This window comes from Segniliparus sp., from assembly GCF_051660745.1.
Lineage (GTDB): Bacteria > Actinomycetota > Actinomycetes > Mycobacteriales > Mycobacteriaceae > Segniliparus.
In genome coordinates, this window is the sequence record NZ_JBOFQF010000035.1 from 45,294 (window position 1) to 69,210 (window position 23,917).

Below are 23,917 nucleotides of genomic sequence, written 5' to 3' on the forward strand. Positions count from 1 at the left end.
GCCGCTCAGAGTCCGATGAGTTCCTTGCAGCGGCCCTCTAAGTAGTTCACGAAGACCCAGAAATCCTGGAACGCGGGGTTCGTCGTCTGCCCGTGGTGGTAGCGGTAGTAGATCTGCTGCATGATCGCTGCCAGTCGGAAGAACCCGAACACCTCGTAGAACGCCCAGTTCTGCACCGGGAAGCCGGTCCGCTCGCGGTAGTAGTCCACCACTTCGTCCCTGGTCAGCATGCCCGGCACATGCGTCGGCTGGCGGCGGAACCGCATCAGCGTCTCGTCGTCGCCCGCCTCGGACCAGTACGCGAGCGCCGAGCCCAAGTCCATGAGCGGGTCGCCGAGCGTCGCCATCTCCCAGTCGAGGACGCCGATCACTTCGAGCGAGCGCAGGTCGTCGACGACCACGTTGTCCAGCCGGAAGTCGTTGTGGATCACCACCGTCGCGACGTCCTGCGACTGGTTGCGGTCGAGCCACTCCATGACCTTCTCGAAGTCGCCGACGTTCTCGGTGCGGGCCGCCTGGTAGCGCTTGGACCAGCCCCCCACCTGGCGGGCGACGTACCCGGCCCCCTTGCCCAGGCTCGTGAGCCCGGCCGCCTCGGGGTCGACCTTGTGCAGCTCGACCAGGCTGTCGACCGCCCGCTGCGACAGCAAACGGGCCTGCTCTTCGGAGAGCGAGGCGCCTTCGGGGAGGTCCCGGCGCAGGATGACGCCGCGCAGCCGCTCCATCACGTAGAAGTCCGAGCCGAGGACGGCCTCGTCCTCGCAGAACGCGAACACCTCGGGCACGTAGCGGTACACGGGCTTGAGCTGCTTCTGGACGAAGAACTCGCGCTTCATGTCGTGTGCGGAGGCAGCCTTGTGCCCTGCGGGCGGGCGGCGCAGGATGAGCTCGCGGTCCGGGTAGCTCAGCAAGTACGTGAGGTTCGACGCGCCGCCGGGGTACTGCCGCACCTCGGGGAGCCCGTTGAGCCTCGGCACCCGGTCCGCGAGCCACCCGGCGAGCACGGCGACGTCGAAGCCGTCCTCCGCGCGCAGCGCTTCCGGCTCGTCCTCGGCGCTCATGCCCGGCTCCCCTCGTGCCGTTTGAGCTCGTGGCGGGCGACGACGCCGAGGTGCACCTCGTCCGGGCCGTCGATGAACCGCAGCGCCCGGCACCACGCGTACGACTCGGCGAGCGGGAAGTCCCCGGACAGGCCCGCCGCGCCGTGCAGCTGCATGGCGGTGTCGATGACGGACAGCGCCATCTTCGGCACCACCGCCTTGATCGCCGAGACCTCGGTCCGCGCGCCCTTGACGCCCTTCGTGTCGATGAGCCAGGCAGCGCGCAGCACCAAGAGCCTCGCCTGTTCGAGCGCGAGGCGCGCCTCGGCGACCCGCTCCCGGTTGCCGCCGAGGTCGACGAGCGGTTTGCCGAACGCGCTGCGCTCCAGCCCGCGCCTGCAGCCGAACTCCAGGGCGCGCTCGGCGAGGCCGATCGTGCGCATGCAGTGGTGGATCCGGCCGGGGCCGAGACGGCCCTGCGCGATCTCGAAGCCGCGCCCTGGGCCCGCGATCACGTTCTCCAGCGGCACGCGCACGTCGGTGTAGCTCACCTCGGCGTGCCCGTACGGGGCCTCGTCGTACCCGAAGACGGTGAGCATGCGCTCCACCTTCACCCCCGGCGCGTCGACCGGGACGAGCACCATCGAATGCCGCCGGTGCGCGTCCGCGTCCGGGTCCGTCAGGCCCATGAAGATGATGACCTCGCAGTCGGGGTGCCCGATCCCGGTGCTCCACCACTTGCGGCCGTTGAGCACGATCTCGTCGCCGTCCACCACGGCGGTCGCCTCCATGTTGGTCGCGTCCGACGAGGCGACCTGCGGCTCGGTCATGCCGAACGCGGAGCGGATCTCGCCCTCCAGGAGCGGTTCGAGCCAGCGCTCCTGCTGCTCGGGGCTGCCGTAGCGCAGCAGCACCTCCATGTTGCCGGTGTCCGGGGCGTTGCAGTTGAAGACCTCCGAAGCCCAGTTCAACCGGCCCATGATCTCGGCGAGCGGCGCGTACTCCAGGTTGGTGAGCCCCGGCCCGCGCCCGATCTCCTTCGGGATGAACAGGTTCCACAGACCGGCCGATTTCGCCTTCGCCTTCAGCTCGTCGATCATCGGCGGGACGGCCCACGGGTCCTTCGCGACTGCGGCGAGGAACTCGTGCTCGCGAGGCTCGACCTCCTCGCGGACGAATGCCCCGACCTCTGCGATATACCGCTCCGCCTGCGCCGAGTGATTGAAGTCCATCCTGCCTCCGAGATGTTTTGCCGGTCATGTCTTGATGTCAGCATTGCCTACATCACCCTAACAGGGCTGCAGTAATATGCGTGACATGGACCTGTCTGGAAGAAACGCGCTCATCACCGGCGGCAGCCGGGGCATCGGCAAAGCCATCGCCGAAGAATTGCTCCGCCGAGGGGCCGGTGTGGCGATCACCGCCCGCAAGCCGGAAGGGCTGGACCAGGCCGCGACGGAGCTGCGCGACGCGTTCCCCGGCTCGAAGGTGCACGCCGTCGTCGCCAACGCGGGCCGCGACGAGGACCGCGCCAAGGCCGTGCGGGAGACCGTGGCCGAGCTCGGCTCGCTGGACATCCTCGTCAACAACGCCGCGACGAACCTGGTCTACGGGCCGCTCTTGGAGAACGACCTCGGCGCGGTGCGCAAAGTCTTCGACACCAACGTCGTCGCGAACCTCGGCCTCGTCCAAGAGGCGCACAAGGCGTGGCTCGGCGAGCACGGCGGGGTCATCGTGAACGTGGCCAGCGTCGCGGGGCTGCGCTCCTCGGGCCCCGCCGCCGTCTACGGCGCCTCCAAGGCCGCGCTGATCCACCTCACCGAGGAGCTCGCGGCGCAGCTCGGGCCGAGCATCCGGGTGAATGCGGTGGCCCCGGCCGTGATCAAGACCAGCTTCTCCACCGTGCTGTACGAGGACGAGGCGGAGGTGACGGCACGCTACCCGCTGGGCCGCCTGGGCTCGCCCGAGGACGTCGCCCGCCTCGTCGGCTTCCTCGTCTCCGACGAGGCCTCGTGGATCACCGGCGAGATCGTGCGGATCGACGGCGGCCTGCTCGCCTCGAACGGCTCCCTGTAGCACGGTCGCGGACGTTGTGGCCTGCAGTTTCGGCGACGGGCCACGGCGCGTTCGCCGAGAAAACACCCCGCCGCCGTTCCCCGTGGGGCTACTAGTAACTAACTAGATATATACTTTTCAGGTCGAGTATTCCCAAGCACGAGATTCGGAGAGACCACCATGGCCAAACACGGCAACTACACATCGGAGAAAGTCCGCTTCCCCTCGCACGGCGAGACCCTGGCGGGCAATCTGTTCCGCCCCGCCGGAGACGGCCCGTTCCCCGCCGCCGTCACCCTCGGGCCGTACTCCTTCGACAAAGAGCAGGCCCCGACCCACTACGCCACCCGGCTGGCCGACGAGGGGTTCGTCGCGCTCGCCTTCGACCCCCGCACGGTCGGCGAGTCCAGCGGCGAGCCGCGCAGGCTGGAGAACCCGAAGATGAAGAACGAGGACGCGGTCTCGGCCATCGACTACCTGGCCTCGCGCCCGGACGTCGACCCGGAACGGATCTTCGCGCTCGGCGTCTGCCAGGGCGGCCCCGAACTGCTCGACATCGCCTCGTACGAGGACCGGATCAAGGCTGTCGCCTGTGTCACCGGCTACTACCGCGACCATGAGACCGACCTGTTCATGATCTCGGCAGGCGTCGCCCTGAACCCGTTCGACGAGGCGACGGCCCCGACGAAAGCGCAGCTCGAGGCGCTCCTCGCGGCGCGCCTCAAACGCGCCAGCGAGGCCAAAGAGCTCTACGAGACCACCGGCGAAGTCCTCTACCAGCCGCTGGTCGACCCCGAGCTCGGCGATGTCGAGACAGGTTCGAACGCGGGCCTGCCCGGGCCGCTGGTGTGGAGCTGGTACGGATCGTGGACGCTCAAAGGCTGGGAGAACCGCTACGCGATCATGAGCGACCTCGACCACTTCGACTACACCACCGTGCCGGGCGCGGCGAAGCTGGACAAGCCCGCGCTCGTCGTCCACGGCGACTCCTGCATGAACCCGCGAGCCGCGAAACGGCACTTCGAGTCGATCCCGGCCTCGGACAAGAAGCTGGTCTGGGACAACGAGGTCAACCACTTCCAGTACTACGACCAGCCGGACGTCGTGGACCGCACCGCGGGGCTTGCCGCCGACTGGTTCCACGAGCACGGCGCCTGAGGCCGGGACTCCGGTTTCGCCGCAGGCCCGCCCCGCCCTGGCCTGATCGGGCGGCATGGGCGCCCCCGTAAGCTGGTGCCCATGCCGCCCGACGCCTCTGCAACGAAGAAGCGTTTGTTGGACGCCGCCCTCGCAGAGTTCGCCGAGCACGGCCTCGCCGGAGCCCGGGTCGACCGCATCAGCGAGGCCGCCTCGGCGAACAAGCGCTTGATCTACGTGTACTTCACCAACAAGGAGACACTGTTCGAGACCGTGATCGCGCACTCCATCGCCCTGCTCGTCGAGGCTGTCCCGTTCACGCCCGCCGACCTGCCCGGATACGCGGGAGCTTTGTTCGACTACATGATCGTCCATCCCGAGCACTTGCGGCTCTCGATCTGGGCCGGGCTGGAGCGCCCGGTGTCCGTGCCCTTCGAGAAACAGTCCTACCAGGCAAAAGTCGCCGCGATCGCCGCGAGCCGCACGCCAGACGCGGCAGGGGCGGCCACGCACCCGGCGGACGTCCTCGCCCTCGTGCTCGGCCTGGCCACCGCGTGGCTGGGCGCGTCCCCCGCGCTGCGCGAGCTCGCGAGCGAAGACCCGTTCTCGGCGGAACGCCTGGCCGCGCATCGCATCGCACTGGTCGCCGCCGTCGAGGCGCTCGTCCGCCCGCGCTAGCCCGCCTGGCCCTCCAGCACCCGCACGACCACGTTGTGCGCGCGGCGGGTCACCCGGAGGTAGTGGTCGAGGAACGCGCCGGAGTCCTCCCAGTCCTCCCAGCCAGCCGCATACGCGACCGCCGCGAGCACCGGGCCGGGCCCCGGCAGCTGGTCGGCGGGCTTGCCCTTGACGAGCACCAACGCGTTGCGGGCATTGGTCGCGGTGAGCCACGCCTCGCGCAGCTGCGCGACGTCCTCGGCGGCCAAGAGCCCCTCCGCCTCGATCGCGTCGAGCGTCTGCAGGGTGGAGGTGTTGTGCAGCGACGGCTTCGACCCCGCGTGGCGCAGCTGGATCAGCTGGACTGCCCATTCCACGTCCGTGAGGCCGCCACGGCCCAGCTTGGTGTGCGTGTTCGGGTCCGCGCCGCGCGGCAGGCGCTCGGTGTCCACCCGGACTTTGATCCGCCGGATCTCGCGCTCCGCCTCCTCGCCGATCCCGCCCGGCGGGTAGCGCACCGGGTCGATGAGGTGCAAGAACCGCACGCCGAGCTCCTGGTCGCCCGCGACCTGGTGCGCGCGGAGGAGCGCCTGCGCCTCCCACGGCTGCGCCCGGTGCTCGTAGTACCTGGCGTAGGCGGCGAGGGTCGAGACCAACGGCCCGCCCTTGCCCTCCGGGCGCAGGTCGACGTCCACGTGCAGCGGCGGGTCCGGGCTCGGGGCCTCGAGGCCGGAGCGGAGGCGCTCGACGATCCCGGTCGCCCATTTCAGCGCCTGGTGCTCGTCCTCGCCGGGGCACGGCTCGCAGACGAACATGAGGTCCGCGTCCGAGCCGTAGCCGAGCTCGCCGCCGCCGAGCCTGCCCATGCCGATCACCGCGAGCTTCGCGGGCGGCTCCTGCCCCGGCTCGAGGCTCGCCCCGGTCACCGCCGCGAGGGCGGCCTCGATCACGGCGACCCTGATGCTCGACAGCGCGCGGCAGATCTCCGGCAGCGGCAAGAGCCCCAGCAGGTCCGCCGAGGCGACCCTGGCGAGCTCGTACCTGCGCACGGAGCGGGCGGCGGCGATCGCCGCCGCAGCGTCCCGGTGCTTCGCGGCGGAGGCGACCAACGACGTGGCGACAAGCTCAGGGGTGCGTTCGAGCAGCCTCGGCCCGTCGGCGGAGTCCGCGTACAGGCGCAGCACCTCGGGCGCGCGCAGCAGCAGCTCCGGCACGTACGCCGAGGAGCCGAGCACCTGCATGAGCCGTTTCGCGGCGGCCGTCTCGTCCCGCAGTGTCCGCAGGTACCACGGGTGGTCGGCGAACGCCTCCGAGATCTTCCGGTAAGCCAAAAGGCCCGCGTCGGGGTCCGGGGTCTCCCCCAGCCAGTCCAGGAGGGTCGGCAGCAGGAGCCCCTGGATCTGGTTCGCCCGCCGGTGCCCCGCCGTGAGCGCCTTGAGGTGGGTGAACGCGGCCTCGGGCCGGGCATAGCCGAGCGCGCGCAGCTGCCGGACCGCGCCCTCCTCCGAGAGGCCGAGCGTCGTCCTGCGCGACACCGCGTCGAGCAGCGGCTGGTAGAAGAACTTGCTGTGCAGGCGCAGCACCCGGTGGCGCTCCTTGCGCAGCGTCTCGCGCAGCACGCCGAGCGCGTCGTGCTCCCCGTCCGGGCGCAGGTGCGCCGCCCTGGCGAGCCACCGCATCTGCTCCTCGTCCGAGTCCTCGGGCAAGGTGTGCGTGCGCTGCATCCGCCGCAGCTGCAGCCGGTGCTCGAGCAGGCGGAGGAACTCGTAGGAGGCGGTGAGGTTCGCCGCGTCGTCGCGGCCGACGTAGCCGCCAGCGGCCAGCGCCGCGAGCGCGTCGCCCGTCGCCCGCACCCGCAGGCTCTCGTCGGAGCCGCCGTGGACGAGCTGGAGGAGCTGCACGGCGAACTCGACGTCCCGCAGCGACCCCCGTCCGAGCTTGATCTCGCGGTCGCGCAGCGGCTCGGGCACCGACTCCTCCACCCGGCGGCGCATCGTGCGGACCTCGTCGACGAAGTCCTCGTGCTCGGCAGCCTTCCACACGAGCGGGTTGATCTCCGCGAACCAGCGCTCGCCGAGCGCCAGGTCCCCAACGGCGGGGCGCGCCTTGAGCAAAGCCTGGAACTCCCACATCTTCGCCCATGTCGTGTAGTACTTCAGGTGGGATTCGAGCGTGCGGGTGAGCGCGCCGTGCCTGCCTTCGGGGCGCAGCCCCGCGTCCACGACGAAGCTCACATACGAGCAGACCCGCATGAGCTCGCTGGCGATCCGGTCGGACACTTGGCCCGCAGGCTCCGCGACGAAGACGACGTCCACGTCGCTCACGTAGTTGAGCTCCCTCGCCCCGTGCTTGCCCATCGCGACCACCGCGATCCTCGGCGCCTGCTCCTCCTGCGGGACGATCTTGCGCTTCGCGAACTCCAACGCGGCGGTGAGCGTCGCGTCCGCCATGTCCGAGAGGTGCGCGGTGACGTCGTCGAACGGCAGGACCGGCTCGTCCTCGACCGTCGCCGCCAAATCCCAGCTCGCGAGCCGCAATTGCCAGTCCCGGTACGCGCCGCGCAGTTCGGCTTGGACCACGCGCTCGTCCCTGTGCGTGTCGAGGCTGTGCGCGTCGAGGCTGTGCGCGTCGAGGCTGTGCGCGTCCAGGCCGGGTTTGTCCAGAATCGCGAACAGCTCCGCCGCGAGCGCCTCCTGCGTCGGCAGCGGCTCCGGCTTGCGCTTGCCCGCCGCGTCCACGCCGTCCGTCCGGCGCAGCAGCCGCCAGCGCGACGGGTGGGCGACCAGGTGGTCCCCCAGCGCGGGCGAGGCCCCGAGCACGCCGAACAGCCTGCCGCGCAATGTCGTGTCTTTGACGAGCGCTTCGCCCAGCTCGGCCCAGGACTCGCCCTCCGTCTCGTCGAGGGCGTCCGCGAGCCTGCCCAAGAGCCGCAGCGCGCTGTCGGGGTTCGCCGCCCGCGAAAGGGACCAGAGCAGCCCTGCGCTGTCGGAGCCCGCCCAGCCCAAGCGCGCGAGGTCGGCCTGGGCGGTGGCGGCGACAAGGCCCAGACGAGCAGGCGTTGGCAAACCGGTTCGCTCTGGCACTCCCACAGCCTAGTTCGTGCCGCCCTGCGGTGCTTGCGCGGTGCGAGGCGGCACGCTTGCGCTTTGCTGAACAAATGTTTAGTATATTGAACATGCGTTTAGAGAATGGGCGCGCCGGGCGGGCCGAAGACCTCAACGCCCGCGCGCGCATCCGCGACGCCGCGATCGTCCTCGTCGGCCGCCATGGCTTCGGCGTGAGCGTCCGGGCCATCGCGGAAGCCGCCGGGACGAGCGCCGGCCTGGTCATCCACCACTTCGGCTCGAAAGCGGGCCTTCGCGCCGCCTGCGACGAGGAAGTGCTTCGGCGCTACCGGGAGGCGAAGACCGACGCGATGCAGACCGGAGCCTCGGGCACGTTCGCGCATTCTTTTATGGCGCACAGCGCGCAGGTCCGCGAGCACGCCCCGATGGTGGCGTACCTGCTCCGCGCCCTGGCGGAGGGCGGCCCGCTCGCCGAGGAGGTCATCGAGAAATTCGCGCTGGAGACCGAGCAGATCCTCGAAGCGGGCGTGGCCAGCGGCCAGATCCGGCCGAGCCGGGACCCGAAAGCCAGGGCCCGCTACCTCGCGATCGAGAGCCTCGGCGGGATGCTGCTGCGGATGCGCCCCGCCCTCGACGCGGACGGCGACCTCGGCGACGGCAGGTTCGGCGACGCGCTGGTGCGCTACGCCTCGGAGATCACGCTGCCAGCGCTGGAAGTGTTCACCGAGGGCCTGATCGCCGACCCCTCGTTCTATGCGGCGTTCCTGGCGAAAGACAAAGAAAACGAAGACACGGAAAACGAAGACACAGAGAAGGAGGCAGGCCATGGCGCCCGTGGTTGAGATACAAGGCTTGCGGAAGAAATTCGGCTCCGCGCCCGCGCTGGACGGCCTCGACCTGAGCCTCGAGCACGGCCAGGTGCTGGGCTTCCTCGGCCCCAACGGCGCCGGGAAGTCGACCACCATCCGCATCCTGCTCGGCCTCCTGCGGGCCGACTCGGGCTCGGTGCGGCTGTTCAACGCCGACCCTTGGGCCAATGCGGTCGTCCTGCACCACCGGCTCGCCTACGTCCCCGGCGATGTGAGCCTGTGGCCGAACCTCACCGGCGGCCAGGCCATCGACCTCCTGCTGCATTTCCACGGCACCGGGAACCCCCGCCTGCGCGACGAGCTCGTCGCGCGGTTCGAATTGGACCCGAGCAAGAAAGCCCGGGCCTACTCCAAGGGCAACCGGCAGAAGGTGGCCTTGGTCGCGGCGCTGGCCAGCGAGGCGCCGCTCCTCGTCTTCGACGAGCCGACCTCCGGGCTCGACCCGTTGATGGAACAGGTCTTCCAGGAATGCGTCGGCGAGGCGAAAGAGCGCGGGGCCACCGTGCTGCTCTCCAGCCACATCCTGGCCGAGGTGGAGAAACTGGCCGACGCCATCACCATCATCCGCGCGGGCCGGGCCGTCGTCTCGGGGACGCTCGACGAGCTGCGCCACTTGACCAGCACCGTCGTGACCGCCACGACCGCGCGCCCCGCCACGGGACTGGCCAGCCTCCCCGGAGTCCGAGATCTGCGGCAGGACGGCCTGTCGGCGAGCTTCCGGGTCGACAGCGGCCAGGTGAACAACGCTCTCGAAGCCCTCGCCGCCGCGCACATCGTGCAGATCGCGTGCGCGCCGCCGTCGCTGGAGGAGCTCTTCTTGGACCAATACCGTTTGGACCAAGACCGTTTGGACCAAGACCGTTTGGACCAAGACCGTTTGGACCAGCACCGCGGCGACGAGACCTCGGCTGCGCGCGAAACGGTGGCGGCCGAATGAGCGCCGAGCCCGAAGGCAACGCCTTCACCGCCACACTGACGCTGCTCCGGGCGGACCTGCGCGTGGACCGGACCCGGATCCTCGTGTGGGCGCTGAGCCTCGGGCTCCTCGCGGCGTACATCCGGCCGATGTACGCGACGATGTACCCGACCGTCGCCGCACGAGCGGCGAGGGTGGCGCTCGTGCGCACGCCTGCGGCCGTGTTCATGACGGGGCCGCACTTCGACGGCGACCAGACCGACATCGGCGCGATGATCGCGAACCAGCTGTCGAGCACCCTCCTCATCGCCACGAGCCTCATGTCGATCCTTTTCGCGGTGCGCCACAGCCGAGCCGACGAGGAGAGCGGCCCGGCGGAGCTGCTGCGCTCCAAAGCCATCGGCAGGCTCGCCCCGCTCGCCGCGGCCTGGGGCGTGGTGAAGACCGCGAACCTCGCAGTCGCGGCGGCGATCGCGCTCGGCCTCGCGGCCACCGGGTCGCCCGTCCTCGACAGCGCGGCGCTCGGCGCGGGAGTCGGGCTCACCGGCATGGCCTTCGGCGCGCTCGCGCTGCTCGCCGCCCAGCTCGCCGAGCACTCCAGGGTCGCGACCGGGATCGCCATGGCCGCGCTCGCCGTCGCGTTCGTGCTGAGCGGGGTCGGCGACCTGCAGGACGCCCAAGGCAGCGCCATCGCCTGGTTCTCGCCGCTGAACTGGCCGCAACAGACCCGCGCCTTCGTCGGCCTGCGCCTGTGGCCGCTGCTGTTGCCCGCCCTGCTCGCCGCCGTCGCCCTCGCCTCGGCGTTCGCGCTCGCCGAGCGGCGAGATTTCGGCCAAGGCTTCCTCCGGGGCCGGACAGGCCCCCGGACCGCCTCCCGCAGGCTGGCCGGGGTGCTCTCCCTGTCGCTGCGGCTGCAGCGCGGCACGTTCCTCGGCTGGGGCACGGGGCTGGCCCTCATGGGCCTGGCGATGGGGTCGTTCGCCAACGCGCTCGGCTCCACCCTCCGGGACAATCCGAGAGCCGCCGCCATCTTCGGGCACATCAGCGGCGACGACCTCGCGGCGGCCTTCTTCGCGACCTTCCTGCGCTTCGGCAGCGTCGCTGTCGCCGCGTACACGGTCGCGGCGATGCTGCGCCTGGCCAAAGACCAGGCCGATGGGATCGGCGAGCTGATCCTCGCCGGTTCGGTGAGCCGGGCGCGGTCGCTCGCCGGGCCCGCCGCCGCGACCCTCCTCGCCGACGCGGGCCTGCTCGCCCTCTGGGGGTCGGGCATGGGGGTCTCCGGGGCCGCCGTCACCGGCGACGCGCGATGGCTGTGGCGGCTGCCGTTGGCGGCGCTCGGCTATCTGCCCGCGCAGGCGCTGTTCATCGCGCTGGCGGCGCTGTTGTTCGCCTGGCGCGCCTCGTGGACCTCTGCGGCCTGGCTCCTCGTGCTCTACACCGCTGTCGCCAGCGTCCTCGGGCCGCTCCTCCGCCTGCCCCGCTGGTCCACCCGGCTCTCGCCGTTCGAGGCTGTGCCGAACCTGCCCGCCGCGGCGTTCTCGCCCGCCGGGCCGCTCGCGCTCGTCCTCATCGCCGCCGCGATGTTCGGCGGGGCGCTGGCCGTCTTCCGCCGCCGGGACTACAGCGCGGGGTGAGCGCGATATGCCCCCCTTCGACTTGTCGTAGGTCACAGCGGGATATACGCTTGGCAGCGATGCGATCCCTGTCTTTCCAGCGCTTGTGCGCGGCTGCGGCCTGCCTCCTCCCGTCCTTCGCCCTCCTGCCCTGGTCGGGCGCGCAAGCGAGCCCATCGGCGTTGGCCGCGTCCTGCGACAGCGGCCCCTGCAGCCCTGCGCAGTCGGCCGAGCTGCCGGACGGCCCCGCCGAGGCGTGGCTCGTCGCGGACATGGACTCCGGCGAGATCCTCGCCGCGAAGAACCCGTACGCCTTCCACGCGCCCGCCAGCACTATCAAGACGCTCCTCGCCCTCACCGTCATCGACGAGGTGCCGCTGGACGCCGTCGTGACGGCCACGAAGGACGACCTCGCGGAATGCTCCTGCGTCGGGGTCAAACCGGGCCGCGAGTACACCGTCCGCCAACTGCTGGACGGGCTGCTGCTCGTCTCCGGCAACGACGCGGCGAACACCCTGGCCGAGGCGTTCGGCGGGTTCGACGCGGCCGTGGCGAAGATGAACGCGAAAGCGCAGGAGATCGGCGCGACCGACACGCACACCGGCTCGCCCTCGGGCCTGGACTGGCCGGGGATGGAGATGCACACCACCCCGCACGACCTCGCGATCATCTTCCGCGAGGCGCTGGCCCGCCCGCTCTTCGCGGAGATCACCGCCGAGCCGTCCGCGATGTTCCCCGGCGACTCCGGCGAGAACGAGATCCACAACCAGGACGAGCTTCTCTCCCTCTACCCCGGCGCGCTCGGCGGCAAGACCGGGTTCACCAACGCCGCCAAGAAAACCTTCGTCGGGGCCGCAGAGCGGGACGGGCGCCGGTTGGTCGTCTCGATGATGTACGGGCTGAACACCCCCGGCAACCCCACCTACTGGGACCAAGCCCAATCGCTTTTGGACTGGGGCTTCTCGTTGCCGGAGGGCGAAAGCGTCGGCCAGCTCTAGGCGCTCGGCGGGCTCACTCGCGGTCGAGGACGAAGTAGACGAACGGCCCCTCGTCGTGGATGTGCTTGCCGTTCATGACGCCGAAGAGCGTGTTCTCGTCGACCTTCTTGAAGTGGTCGAAGATCGGCTGGCCGTCGTACACCATGGTCGCGGTCGCCTCGCCCCGGAACTCCACCATCCACAGGCTGGCCTCGCCTTTGCCCAGCGCGGTGTTCGAGTACAGCTTCCCGTTCTCGTCCCGACAGATCAGGGGTTTGGCGTCCTTCGTCGACACGAAAGTCTTCCCATGCCATTTGATGAGCCGGAGTTGGTCGTTCAGCGGATGCTCGGTGTTGAAGACATCGCCTTTCCACTGCCCGAGGATCTCTTCTGGCCGCACCGTCGGCAGGGCGGCCCAAATCTCGTCGAGCTCCTCGGTCGACACATCGTCAGCCTGCTCGCGAAGCTCCTGGAAGCGGATCTGGGCTTTTTCGAAATCCATGGCGTCTCCTGCCTTCGCGCTTACGTTGTATGACTTACCGTACCCTCTTTGCAGCAAAGTGTCTTGTCTCACTTTCGTAACGCGGCTCGTCTCCTCGGGCCCAGCCCGAGCTCGTATTGTTGCTCCACGATGCAAGAGGTCCGATGAAGCGCAGAAATCTGCTCGCGCTCGCCGCGCTGCTCCTCGCCGCCCAGCTCGCCGTGCGCGGACAGGTCGCCTGGCGGGGCGGTTTCTACTGGGACGACCTCGTGCTCGCCGGACGTTCGGGCATGGGCCCGCTCTGGTCTGGCGATTTCCTGTTGCAACACCACGACGGGCATTTCATGCCCGCCGCGTTCCTCGTCGCCGGGGCGACCACGCGGCTCGCGCCGCTGCGCTGGGGCCTCCCGCTCGCCGAGCTGCTGCTGCTCCAAGCCCTCGCCTCGCTCGCCGTGCTGCGCCTGCTGCGGCTGATCCTCGGCTGGCGGCCCATGACGCTCGCGCTCTTCGCCTGGTATGTCTTCACACCGCTCTCCCTGCCTTCGTTCGCGTGGTGGTCTGCCGCGCTCAACGCGCTCCCCCTGCACGCCGGGCTGGCCTGGGCCGCAGGCGAGACGCTGCTGCTCGCCCGGATGCGCACGAGACGGGCCTGGCACGGCGCCAGCGCGCTGCTCGGCTTCGTCCTCGCCCTGTTGTTCTTCGAGAAGGCGCTGGTCATCCCCTTCGCCGCCACGGCGATCGCGATGCTCTCGCTCTCTGTGACCGGCCATCGCCGCCCGGCGCAGGCCGTGCTCTGGCGCGCCCGATGGCTGTGGCCGGGATATGCGCTCGTCGTGGCAGTCTGGGCAGCGCTGTACTTCTCGGCCGCGCCGCCCCGAGCAAGCCTGCCCTCGCCGCAGGTCGCGCTCTCCGCGCTCTGGCGGACGAACACGCAAGGCCTCGCACCTGCGGTGTTCGGCGGCCCGTTGTTCTGGTCCCGGCAGCCTCCCGGCTCGGCGTTGGCGCACCCGCCTGCCGCGCTCGCCGTCGCCGCGACAGCGGGCGCGGCGCTGTTCGTCGCGCGCTCCTGGCTGCGCACGCCCCGCGCAGGCCGGGTGTGGCTCATGTTCCTCGGGTACACGGCGGTCTGCGAGGCGACGATGCTGCTCTGGCGGACCAGCCTCGACCCGCAGATCCCGTTGGGATTGTCGCTGCGCTATATCGCCGACTGCGCGGTGGCGCTCGTCGCGGCGCTCGCGCTCGTGGTCCGCGCCGCTCGGCGCTCTCGCCGGGTCCGAGGGCAACGTCCGGCGTTCGCCCTCGTTGCGGGCGCCTGCTGCGCCAGCCTGGTCTCGACCACGACGTTCGCGCAGGCCTGGGCGGACAACCCGACACAGGCCTACCTCGACACGGCCAGGCGGGAGCTCGCGCAGGACCGCGCCACCCCCCTGCTCGACCAGCCGGTCCCCTACGGGGTGCTGAGCTGGCTGAGCTACCCCGACAATCTCATGAGCCACGTGTTCGCCGCTGTGCGCGAACGTCCGCCGTTCGCCTCCTCGACCCCGGTCTTGCGCTTCCTCGACGACCAAGGCCGCCTCGTCCCCGGCAAGGTCGACTACTCGCGCGCGGTCGAGCAAGGCCCTGCCCCTGGCTGCGGCTATCGGATCGACCCCGGCGACGACGCCCAGGTCCCGCTCAACGGGTCTCTCTTGAGCTGGGAATGGACGGCGCAGTTGAACTACTTCGCCTCGGCCGACGGCGTTGTGGAGGTCCGACTGCCCACCGGCCACGCGCAACGCGTCCCAGTGTCCGGCGGGTTGCACACCGTCTTCGTCCGGCTCGACGGGGGCGGGCGGACCATCATGCTCCGCCCGCTCGACCCCGGCCTCTCGCTCTGCCTCGGCGCAGGACCGATCGGCACGGTCTGGCCGAAGTAGACCCAGGAGCTAGATAGCGAAGGGGTAAGCCCCGTCAGGCCTCGGGATGTGCAGGGTCTGCTTGTCCTGCAGCTGGCGCAGCGCCCCGCGCAGCAGGAGCCGGGTGTCGTGCGGCTCGATGAGCGCGTCGATGTAGCCGCGCTCGGCCGCGATGTACGGCGTGGCGATGTAGTCGTTGTAGAAGTCGATGTAGTTCTTGCGCAGCTCCGGGCCCTTCTCGCCCGCGGCCTCGATCTCCGCGTGGCGGATGAGGTCGATGGCGGGCTCGGCGCCGAGCACGGCGATCTTGGCAGTCGGCCACGCGAAGTTGAGGTCCGCGCCGAGCTGCTTGCAGCCCATCACCGCGTACGCGCCGCCGTATGCCTTGCGGACCACGATGGTGACCTTCGGGACCTGCGCCTCGACGTACGCGAAGAACATGCGCCCGGAGCGGCGGATGGTGCCGTTCTTCTCCTCGTCAACGCCCGGCAGGAGGCCCGGGGTGTCCACGAGGAACACCAGCGGCAGCCCGAAGACGTAGCAGATGCGGATGAACCGCGTCGCCTTCTCGCCGGAGTGGATGTCGAGGACGCCGGACATGAAGTTCGGCTGGTTCGCGATCACCCCGACCGGCTTGCCGTCCACCCGCGCGAAGCCGGTGATGATGTTCGGGGCTTCCTGCTCGTACAGTTCGAGGAAGTCGCCGTCGTCGAAGATCCGCAGGATGATCTCGTGCATGTCGTACGGCGCGTTCGCGTCGTCCGGGATGATCGTGTCGAGCTCGAGGTCCGTGTCGGTGATCTCGGGCTCGAGGCCGGGGTTGATGAGCGGGGCCTTCTCGTACGTGCTCGACGGCAGGAAGGAGAGGAAGCTGCGCACGTAGGCGAACGCGTCCGCCTCGCTGTCCGCGACGTGGTGCACGTTGCCGTACCGGGCCTGGTTCTCGGCGCTGCCGAGCTCCTCCATCGTGGTCTCTTCGCCGGTCGCGGCCTTGATGACCTCGGGGCCGGTGACGAACATGTAGCCCTGGTCGCGCACCGCGACCACGAGGTCGGTGTTGATCGGGCCGTACACCGCGCCGCCCGCGCACTTGCCGAAGATCAGCGACACGTGCGCCACGATGCCCGCGAGGTACTCGGCGTAGCCCGCCATCTTCGCGTACCAGGACAGCGAGGTCACCGCGTCCTGCACCCGCGCGCCGCCGGAGTCGTTGATGCCGATGACCGGGCAGCCCATCTTCGCGGCCCACTCCAGCGCCTTGAGCACCTTGCGCCCGAACATCTCGCCGACGCTGCCGCCCTGGACGGTCACGTCGTGCGCGTAAACGGCCACCGGACGCGAGTCGATGAGGCCGTGCCCGACCACCACGCCGTCGCCGTACGGGCTCGCCGGGTCGTTGGGGTCCTTGCAGAGCGCGCCGATCTCGACGAAGGTGCCGGGGTCGAGCAGCGCGTCGATCCGCTGCCGGGGGCTCGCCAGGCCTTTCGCGTCCCGCTTGGCGATCGCCCTCGGCGAGCCGGGCTCTTTCGCCAACTCCAGCCTGCGCCGAAGGTCCGCGACCTTCTCGGCGGTCGTGGCCAGCTTGCCCTCGGAGATCTCCACTGCAGGTGCGCTCATACGGTCTACTCCATCTACTTCGGGGTCAGCCCTCTTACTGGGACAACACCGTATTCTTAGCCAACACCGTGGCCTCGATCGCCAAGAGGCGACGGGACAAGTCCGCTCCGACCACGCTGACCACCGGCTCGTCCACCATACCGATGTGGTCGCCGGTGCACTGCACGATGTCGAGGTTCTTCACATACGGGCCCCAGCCGCCATGGTGCTCGACATGCGCGTACCTTGGCTCCAGCTCGATGGCGCCGTCGTGCATCCGCTCGGAGCGGTACAGCACCACGGGGCCGTCGTACTCGACCATCTGGCCACGGGCCATGGCCCGGTTGTCGAGGTAGGAGGCGCGCTGGTGCTCGATCATGCCGCCCGGGATCTGCACGCCCGCGAGCTTCATCATGTCGAGCACGAGCTTGACCTGCTCCTCTTCGGACGCGTTCTCGAGCTTCTCGTACGGCGGGGCGATATCCGCTTGCACGCCGTAGTTGCGCTTGGCGAACTTGTAGAACCGGTCGATCGCGGCGCGGCGCTCCTCCGGGGTGTCCGGCGGAAGCTCCGAGGGCAGCACGGCGTCGATGAGCGCCACGAGGCGCACGTCGGCGCCCTGCTTCTTGAGCTCCACCGCCACGGCGAAGGCGAGGAAGCCGCCGAAGGACCAGCCGCCGATCACGTACGGCCCGTCGCCCTGGATCTCCCTGAGCAGCGGCACGTAGTACGCGGCGCGCTCCTCGAGGGTCTGCGCCTCGAAGCGCTCCAAACCGAAGATCGGCGTGGTCACGGGCAGCTTCTTGCCGAGCGGCTCGTACACGATGGTGGACCCGCCTGCCGGGTGGAAGAGGAAGAGCGGGACGCCGTTCGTCTCCTCCGCCCGCGCCCGCAAGGTGCGCACCGGGCCGACGTTGCCGCCTTCGAGCGGCACGCGGACGATGTTCGCGAGCTGCTCGATGTTCTCGCAGTCGAAGACGTCGTCCACCGTGACCTCGCCCTTGGCGCGCTCCGAGAGACGCGTGGCGAGCTTCTCGGCGGTCTCCTCGTCCGGGACCGGCAAGGTGTTGAACACCCCGCCGGGGGACTTGCCCGTGACCGAGATCCACGCCGCGAAGGTGAGCCGCTCTGCCGCGTCGCGCGGCGGGACGTCCGCACCAGCCGCCTCGGCGACTGCGCGCTGGCTGTTGAGGTCGACAGCAGGCCCGGAGTCCGCCGGGGGAACCGGCTCGGCGGGAACGACAAGCTCGGCCTGCGCGACCGGCTCCGCAGGAGCGGCGGCCTCGACCTCTGCCACAGGCTCGGCAGGCGCCTCGGCCTGCGCGGGGGCGTCGTCGAAGAGGTTCTCCGGGACCGGCTCGCCCTTCTGCGTCTTCAGGTGCGCGATGTACTCGCGCACCGTCTGGCGGGTCGGCGCGAAGTCCTCTTGGCCCGGGGTCGCCAGCTGCGCCTTGATCTGCCCGATCGGGTCGTTGGTGAGGTCGATGTCGTCGGGCTCGAGGTTGCCCTTCTGCTGCTGCTCGTAGATCTCGGAGACCACTTCGCGGTTGTCCACAGCGTACTGCACGTAGGTCTCCACGTCCTGGGCGTTCGCGTTGCGCACCGCCTGGAGCTGGATCGGCGGGATGTCGAAGTCGTACTCGACGCGGTGCTTGATCCGAAGGGCCGAGAGCGAGTCCAGCCCGAGCTCGATGAGCGGGACCTCCAGCGGCAGGTCCTCCGCCTCGAAGCCCATGGCGCCCGAGATGATGGTCCGCAAGCGGTGCGAGAGGGTCTCGTCGCCGCTTGGGTCCCAGCGGTCCTCGAAGCCCAGCCCGCCGACGGCGGGAATCGCGTCGTAGAGCTCGGCGGCTTGGCCGACCGATCCGCCGAGGTCGAACTGCGTCTTCGCCGCCTCGTGCTGCGCGGCGGCGTTGTCGAGCACCCTGATCTGTGCCGTGCCTCCGCCGCCGGCGGGCGGGCCAGCCCAAGCCGCGTCCGCCGAGTCACTGATGATTGCCTCCACCAGCAGCTCGAAGCTGCCTTGGCGCTGCACCCGCACCGAGGCTCCGCCGAGGTGCGGCGTGAGGATCGTGGTGAGCAGCACGTCCGGCTCGCCGGTCGGGATGGGGGCGATCTGGTTGAGCGCCGTCACCGAGGACTCGGGGAAGACGGCCTTCGCCGCCAGCGTCACGAGCTCCTGCACGTCGTTGACCGCAGGCGCCTGGACCTCCCAGGCGTGGCGGCCGTCCGGGAGCAGCACGTGCGCGCCCGGCGCGATCGCGGAGCCCGAGGAGCTGATCTTGGCGTCCACCCACAGCCGCTTGCGCTGCCACGCGGTGAGCGGCACGTCGACGTAATCGCCGGGGCCGAACAGGGAGAACACGTCGATGCTGCTGCCGTGCACCCACAGCTGGACCAGCGCGGAGACAATGCTCGCGCTCTCGTCCTCCTTGCGCTTGAGCGTGTGCAGCAGGGTCGCGTCGTGCACGCCCGCCGCGAACGTGGTCGCGGCGACCGGCACGAGGCTCACCGGGTTCGGCGCGATCTCCAGGAACACGGTGTGGCCCGCGTCGACGGCCTTGCGCACAGCCTGGGCGAACCAGACCGCGTGGCGCAGGTTCGTGATCCAGTAGTCCGTGCCGTGGATCGGGCCGGAGCCCGGCGGGAAGTAGGAGTCCGCGATCACCGAGGAGTAGAACCCGACCTTGAGCGGGTTCGGCTCGAGGTCGGAGAGCTCGGCGGACAGCTCGCCGAGGAGCGGGTCCATCTGCGAGCAGTGGCTCGAGCCACGGGTCGGCAGGAGCCTGGCGAGCTTGCCCGCGGCCTCCGCCTTCGCCACCACGGCCTCGACCTGCGCCTGGGGGCCGCCGATCACGGTGTGGGTCGGCGCGGCGTAGACGCAGATCTCGATCTCCGGGAACTCGGCGACCAGGTCCTTCACGTCCTCGGCGCTGTATTCCACCAGCGCCATCGGCCAGATGATCTGCACGCCCGCGTAGTTGTCGCCGCCGAGCATCCGCTCGCCCTCGCCCATCAGGCGCGCACGGGCGCTGATGACGCGGACCGCCTGCTCAAGCGAGAGGCCGCCGGTGAGGTAGGCGCAGGTGGCCTCGGCCATGGAGTGGCCGATGATCGCGGTTGGCTCGGCGCCGTGGTGGCGCAACAGGGCCGCGAGGCCGATCTGGACCGCGAAGATGCCGATCTGGGCGGTGCCGACCGAGTAGTCGATCTCGTCGTTCGTGATCATCTCGACCACGGACTCGCCGTACTCGAACTCGATCAGCTCGCTGACCTCGTCGATCGCCTTGTGGAAGACCGGGTTCTCCTGGTACAGCTGCTTGGCCATCTTGCGGTGCTGGGCTCCGAATCCGGAGACCACCCATGCGGGGCCGAGCGGCGCGGGCTGGTCGGCGCTGAAGACCAGCGGGCCGCTGCCGTCCGGGGACGGGGGCAGGGCCGACTTGCCGTCCGCGATCGCGCGCAGGCCCTTGACGGCCTCCGCCGCCGTGGACGCGAGCACCACCGCGCGGGCGCGGGCGTGGTTGCGCTTGGCGAGGGAGCGTCCGACCGCTTCGAGGTCGAGCGTCTCCGGGTCCTGCGCCTCGAGCCAGTCCGCGAGGTCCTGGGCGGCCTTGCGGCGGCGGGACGGGACGAATGCGGAGACGACCAGCGGCACCTGCTTGAGCGGGCCGCGTGCGGGGGCCTCGGCGGGCTTGGGCTCGACAGGAGCCTCTGCCGCCGGAGCCTCGGCCTGTGCCTCTTCCGAGACCTGCGCCTCGTCCTCGGCGGGAGCCTCCGGCTGCTTCTCCTCGACCCCGAGGTCCTTCGGCAGCACTTCGCGCAGCACGACGTGCGCGTTCGTGCCGCTGAAGCCGAAGCCGGACACGCCCGCGATGGCGTGGCCCGAGTACCGGGGCCATTCCGTCGGCTCGGTGACGACCTTCTGGTGGTAGTAGTCGAAGGGGATGTACGGGCTCGGGCCCGCGAAGTTGATCTGGGGCGGGATCTTGCCGTTCTTCAGCGCCAGCACCGTCTTGATGAGGCCGACCGCGCCCGCGGCGGACTCCAGGTGGCCGAAGTTGGACTTGGCCGAGCCCATGAGCAGCGGCTGCTCGTCCGTATGCCGCGACGAGACCGAGCTGTTGAGGCCCTCGGCCTCGATCGGGTCGCCGATCGGCGTCCCAGTGCCGTGCGCCTCGACGTAGTCGACGTCCTTCGGGTGCACGCCCGCGTCCCGGTAGGCCGCTCGGATCACATCGGCCTGCGCGATGGGGTTCGGGGCGATCAGGCCGTTGGAGCGCCCGTCGGAGTTCACCGCGGTCCCCGAGATCACCGCGAGGATCTGGTCGCCGTCCCGCTTCGCGTCGGCGAGGCGCTTGAGGACGAGCACGCCGCCGCCCTCGGAGCGGTTGAAGCCGTTGGAGTCCGACGAGAACGGCTTGATCTTGCCGTCCGGGGCGAGCGCGCCCGGCAGGGCGCCGAAGCCGACGTGGACGAGCGGGGTCAGCAGCATGTTCACGCCGCCCGCGATGGCGACGGAGGACTCGCCCGAGCGCAGGGACCGCACCGCCTGGTGCACCGCGACCAGCGCGGAGGAGCACGCGGTGTCGAGGGAGATCGCGGGCCCGTGGAAGTCGAAGTAGTACGAGACGCGCCCGGCGATGACGGAGGTCGCGGTGCCGGTGATGGCGTACGGGTGCGTCTTGGACGGGTCGGCGAGCACGACGAAGGTGTAGTCGTTGGTGGAGGAGCCGAGGAAGACCCCGACGTCCTTGCCCTTCAGCTCGCTCGCGGGGATGCGGGCGTTCTCCAGCGCCTCCCAGGTCAGCTCCATCGCGAGGCGCTGCTGCGGGTCGATCATGACGGCCTCGGTCGGCGAGATCGAGAAGAACTCGCAGTCGAAGGACTTCACGTCGTCGAGGTAGCCGCCCCTGGTCGGGATCTTCGAGAGCATGTCGGCGATCCGGGGCTCCGAGGTGAACTCGTCCCACCGGTCCTCGGGGCGCTCGCTCGTCGCGTCGCGCCCTTCGAGGAGCAGGTCCCACATCTCGGCCGGGCTGCTCGCCCCGCCGGGGAAGCGGGTCGAGACGCCGACGACGGCGACGTCGAGCCAGTCCGAGAGGCCGCCGCGCTGGTAAGCGGCGGAGTCGTCGTACTCGGCCTCCGGCGGCGGACCGTTGATGATGTACTCGGCGAGCGTGGCGATGGTCGGGTGCATGAAGGCGACCGTCGCGGTCAGCTTCACATTGGTCTTGTCCTCGATGTCGCCGGACAAGGCCACCGCGTCGCGGGAGGAAAGCCCGAACTCCTCCATCGGCCGGTCCTCGGTGACCTGGTCGAGCGGGAGCTTCGTCGCCCCTGAAACCCATTCGCGCAGCCAGAGCTTGAGCTCGACCTCGCTGATATCCGGCCTGACGTGCTTCGACGGGTCGGGCCGTTCGTTCAAGGCAGCCAGCAGGGCTGGGTCGACCTCGACGTTTTGATTCTCGCTCATGTCACCAACTCTAATAAAACTCTAAGAAACGCGCAAAGGGGCGCGCTCAGGACGACGCGACCTGCTCGGGGACGTTCCCCGAAGTCGCGTCGGCGTCGGGGAAGCTCACCTGCCGGCTGCCCCGGCGAAGGAGCCCGTCGAGGTATTCCTTGCGCGCCGCGCGGTGGGCGATCTTCCCGCTCGAGGTCCGGGGCACCGAACCCGCGGGGACCAGCAGGATGTCCCGCGCGGTGACCCCGTGGTGCAGCGCGACGGCCGCGCGCACCGAGTCGAGGATCGGCTGCAGATCGTCCTTGTGGTGGCCCGCCGCGCGCTCGGCGACGATGACCAGCTGCTCGGAGCGGTCGTCCTTGTCGAAGGCGATGCCCGAGCGGGTGTCCTGGAAGACGATTTCGGGCAGCTCGTTGGCCGGGACCGAGAAGGCCGCGACGTAGCCGGTGCGCAGCGCGGGGTTGGCCGTGTACGCGGTGTGCTCGATGTCCTGCGGGTAGTGGTTGCGCCCGTCCACGATGACCATGTCCTTGATCCGGCCCGTGATGTACAGCTCGTTGTCGATGTACACCCCGTAGTCGCCGGTGCGCATCCACTTCGCGTCCTCGTCGGTCCCTTCGGCGTGGCTGCCCTCGGCCAAACGCTTGCCGAGCAGGTTGTGGAAGGTCTCCTTGGACTCCTGCTCCCGGTTCCAGTAGCCCCGGCCGATGTTCTCGCCGTGCAGCCAGATCTCGCCGGTGGTCAGGTCGTCTTGCTCGTTCCCGGTCTCCGGGTCCACGATGACCGCCCATTCGCTGTGCGCCACCTTGCCGCTGGACACCTGCGGGACCGCGCCGGGGGCCGTGTGCGGCACCTTCACGATCCGGCCGTCGCCGAGCGCCTCCCGGTCGACGTAGATGACCCGCGCCTCGTTGTCGAAGGGGGTGGTGGACACGAAGAGCGTGGCCTCGGCCATCCCGTAGGACGGCTTGATGGCCTCCTTCGGCAGGCCGTACGGGGCGAAGGCGTTGTAGAACTTGCGCATCGACGAGACCTGCACCGGCTCGGAGCCGTTGATGAGGCCGATGACGTTGGACAAGTCGAGGTGCTCGCCCTCCCTCGGCAGGCCTCGGGTGGCCGCGTGCTCGAAGGCGAAGTTCGGCGCGGACGCGAAGGTCTTCGCGCCGGTGCCGTCGTCGCCGAGCAGCTTGATCCACCGGCCGGGGCGCTGCACGAAGGCCCTCGGGCTCATGATCGTGATGCCCTGGCCCGAGAAAGCGGGGATGATGATATGCAAGAGACCCATGTCGTGGAACATCGGCAGCCAGGTGATGGCCCGCATGTTCGGCATGAGCTCGATCGAGTCGATCATCTGCACCACGTTGGTCATCACGGCCCGGTAGCTGATCTCCACACCGGCCGGGGTGCGGGTCGAGCCGGAGGTGTACTGCAAGTAGGCGATGTCGTCCGCGTTGAGCCGGATCCGGCTGTACATGTCGCCGACGGCGTCCGGCACCGCGTCGATGGCGATGATCCGGGGCCGCTTGTTCGCCGGGACGTCTTTGAAGAGGTCGCGGGCGCGTCCGGCGGCGGCGGTGGTGGTCAGGATCGTCCGGGGGTGGCAGTCGCCCATGATGAGGTGCAGCCGCTGGCCGAGGCCGGGCTCCTCCGGGTCGAAGAGGGGGACCGCGATCTGGCCCGCGTAGCCCGCGGCGAAGAAGCCGAGCACGTAGTCGATGCCCTGCGGGGCGAGGATGGCGACCCGGTCTCCGACATCGGCGACCTGCTGCAACCGCGCGGCGATGGCCTTGACCCGGACTCCGACCTCTTTCCAGAGGATCTCCTCCGCCTCGCCCTCTTTGTCGTGCGAGTAGTTCATGTAACGGTAAGCGACGTTTTCGCCCGCGCGCTCCAAGGTCCAGTCGATGAAGTCCTGGATCTGAGCGTCGTCCGGCAGATGGATGTTGCCGCGCTCGTTCAGAACTTCATGCCATTCTCTGATCACGCTGTCTCCTTATTCCGTGTGCAGTCTTGTGCCGTCGTGACGCATCTGCGGTCTCGGCGACCGGTCGCTCCGCGGTGACGGGCGCGCATGCTTCCAGCTGCTCTCGGCCCGAGTGTACGCCGACCGATCTTAGTCCTTTCTTAGAAAGGAACAAAACACGCA

The 23,917-nt window shown here is 69.8% G+C and carries 15 protein-coding genes; 8 read left to right on the top strand and 7 right to left on the bottom strand.

Features of this window, described 5'->3' with window-relative positions; genetic code table 11:
• Window positions 1–5: 5 nt before the first annotated feature.
• The gene (locus ACRC20_RS11800) at window positions 6–1,061 is read right to left on the bottom strand and encodes a phosphotransferase family protein (RefSeq protein WP_438686566.1); all 1,056 of its coding nucleotides are present in this window, start codon (window positions 1,059–1,061) and stop codon (window positions 6–8) included.
• Window positions 1,058–2,272, bottom strand: coding sequence for an acyl-CoA dehydrogenase family protein (locus ACRC20_RS11805; protein WP_438686567.1), 1,215 nt, complete (start codon window positions 2,270–2,272; stop codon window positions 1,058–1,060). The genes ACRC20_RS11800 and ACRC20_RS11805 overlap by 4 nt, the downstream gene beginning before the upstream one ends.
• An 85-nt stretch (window positions 2,273–2,357) precedes the next feature.
• Between ACRC20_RS11805 and ACRC20_RS11810 the strand changes: the two genes are divergently transcribed.
• The 3 genes from ACRC20_RS11810 to ACRC20_RS11820 all read left to right on the top strand — a co-directional run bounded on the left by ACRC20_RS11810 (window position 2,358) and on the right by ACRC20_RS11820 (window position 4,910).
• Window positions 2,358–3,116 carry an SDR family oxidoreductase gene (locus ACRC20_RS11810; RefSeq protein ID WP_438686568.1) on the top strand — a complete coding sequence of 253 codons (759 nt, stop codon included), beginning with the start codon at window positions 2,358–2,360 and terminating at the stop codon, window positions 3,114–3,116.
• A 159-nt stretch (window positions 3,117–3,275) separates the two neighbouring features.
• On the top strand, window positions 3,276–4,253 hold the full coding sequence (locus ACRC20_RS11815; RefSeq protein WP_438686569.1) for an alpha/beta hydrolase: 978 nt from the start codon (window positions 3,276–3,278) through the stop codon (window positions 4,251–4,253).
• Between the two features lie 81 nt (window positions 4,254–4,334).
• A complete protein-coding gene (locus tag ACRC20_RS11820) occupies window positions 4,335–4,910 on the top strand; it encodes a TetR family transcriptional regulator (protein ID WP_438686570.1) in 576 nt (191 codons plus the stop codon).
• Here ACRC20_RS11820 and ACRC20_RS11825 read toward each other — a convergent pair.
• Complete coding sequence (locus ACRC20_RS11825; protein ID WP_438686571.1) at window positions 4,907–7,972, bottom strand: bifunctional [glutamine synthetase] adenylyltransferase/[glutamine synthetase]-adenylyl-L-tyrosine phosphorylase; 3,066 nt, start codon at window positions 7,970–7,972, stop codon at window positions 4,907–4,909. The two genes, ACRC20_RS11820 and ACRC20_RS11825, sit on opposite strands and share 4 nt — an antisense overlap.
• A gap of 92 nt (window positions 7,973–8,064) precedes the next feature.
• On the opposite strand from ACRC20_RS11825, the gene ACRC20_RS11830 reads away from it, so the two are divergent.
• Genes ACRC20_RS11830 through ACRC20_RS11845 form a run of 4 tightly spaced genes read left to right on the top strand, consistent with a single transcriptional unit; the run spans window position 8,065 to window position 12,353 of the window.
• On the top strand, window positions 8,065–8,796 hold the full coding sequence (locus ACRC20_RS11830) for a TetR family transcriptional regulator (RefSeq protein ID WP_438686572.1): 732 nt from the start codon (window positions 8,065–8,067) through the stop codon (window positions 8,794–8,796).
• Entirely contained in the window at window positions 8,780–9,760 is a 981-nt protein-coding gene (locus tag ACRC20_RS11835) for an ABC transporter ATP-binding protein (protein WP_438686573.1), read from the top strand. The genes ACRC20_RS11830 and ACRC20_RS11835 overlap by 17 nt, the downstream gene beginning before the upstream one ends.
• Entirely contained in the window at window positions 9,757–11,376 is a 1,620-nt protein-coding gene (locus ACRC20_RS11840; RefSeq protein WP_438686574.1) for an ABC transporter permease, read from the top strand. Before ACRC20_RS11835 ends, ACRC20_RS11840 begins: the two co-directional genes overlap by 4 nt.
• Window positions 11,377–11,435: 59 nt before the next feature.
• The gene (locus tag ACRC20_RS11845) at window positions 11,436–12,353 is read left to right on the top strand and encodes a D-alanyl-D-alanine carboxypeptidase family protein (RefSeq protein WP_438686575.1); all 918 of its coding nucleotides are present in this window, start codon (window positions 11,436–11,438) and stop codon (window positions 12,351–12,353) included.
• 13 nt (window positions 12,354–12,366) lie between these two features.
• Here the strand turns inward: ACRC20_RS11845 and ACRC20_RS11850 are convergent, their stop codons facing one another.
• Window positions 12,367–12,834 carry a DUF4334 domain-containing protein gene (locus tag ACRC20_RS11850; RefSeq protein ID WP_438686576.1) on the bottom strand — a complete coding sequence of 156 codons (468 nt, stop codon included), beginning with the start codon at window positions 12,832–12,834 and terminating at the stop codon, window positions 12,367–12,369.
• Window positions 12,835–12,977: 143 nt separating this feature from the next.
• Between ACRC20_RS11850 and ACRC20_RS11855 the strand changes: the two genes are divergently transcribed.
• Window positions 12,978–14,729 (top strand): hypothetical protein, encoded by a 1,752-nt coding sequence (locus tag ACRC20_RS11855; RefSeq protein WP_438686577.1) that lies wholly within the window; start codon window positions 12,978–12,980, stop codon window positions 14,727–14,729.
• A 9-nt stretch (window positions 14,730–14,738) separates the two neighbouring features.
• Here ACRC20_RS11855 and ACRC20_RS11860 read toward each other — a convergent pair whose 3' ends face one another.
• The 3 genes from ACRC20_RS11860 to fadD32 are packed head-to-tail and all read right to left on the bottom strand — an operon-like array spanning window position 14,739 to window position 23,755.
• Window positions 14,739–16,325: an acyl-CoA carboxylase subunit beta gene (locus ACRC20_RS11860; protein WP_438686578.1), complete on the bottom strand. Its 1,587-nt coding sequence runs from the start codon at window positions 16,323–16,325 to the stop codon at window positions 14,739–14,741.
• A 34-nt stretch (window positions 16,326–16,359) separates the two neighbouring features.
• Window positions 16,360–21,780: a polyketide synthase Pks13 gene (pks13, locus tag ACRC20_RS11865; protein WP_438686579.1), complete on the bottom strand. Its 5,421-nt coding sequence runs from the start codon at window positions 21,778–21,780 to the stop codon at window positions 16,360–16,362.
• A gap of 46 nt (window positions 21,781–21,826) precedes the next feature.
• A complete protein-coding gene (gene fadD32, locus ACRC20_RS11870; protein WP_438686580.1) occupies window positions 21,827–23,755 on the bottom strand; it encodes a long-chain-fatty-acid--AMP ligase FadD32 in 1,929 nt (642 codons plus the stop codon).
• Window positions 23,756–23,917: the final 162 nt, after the last annotated feature.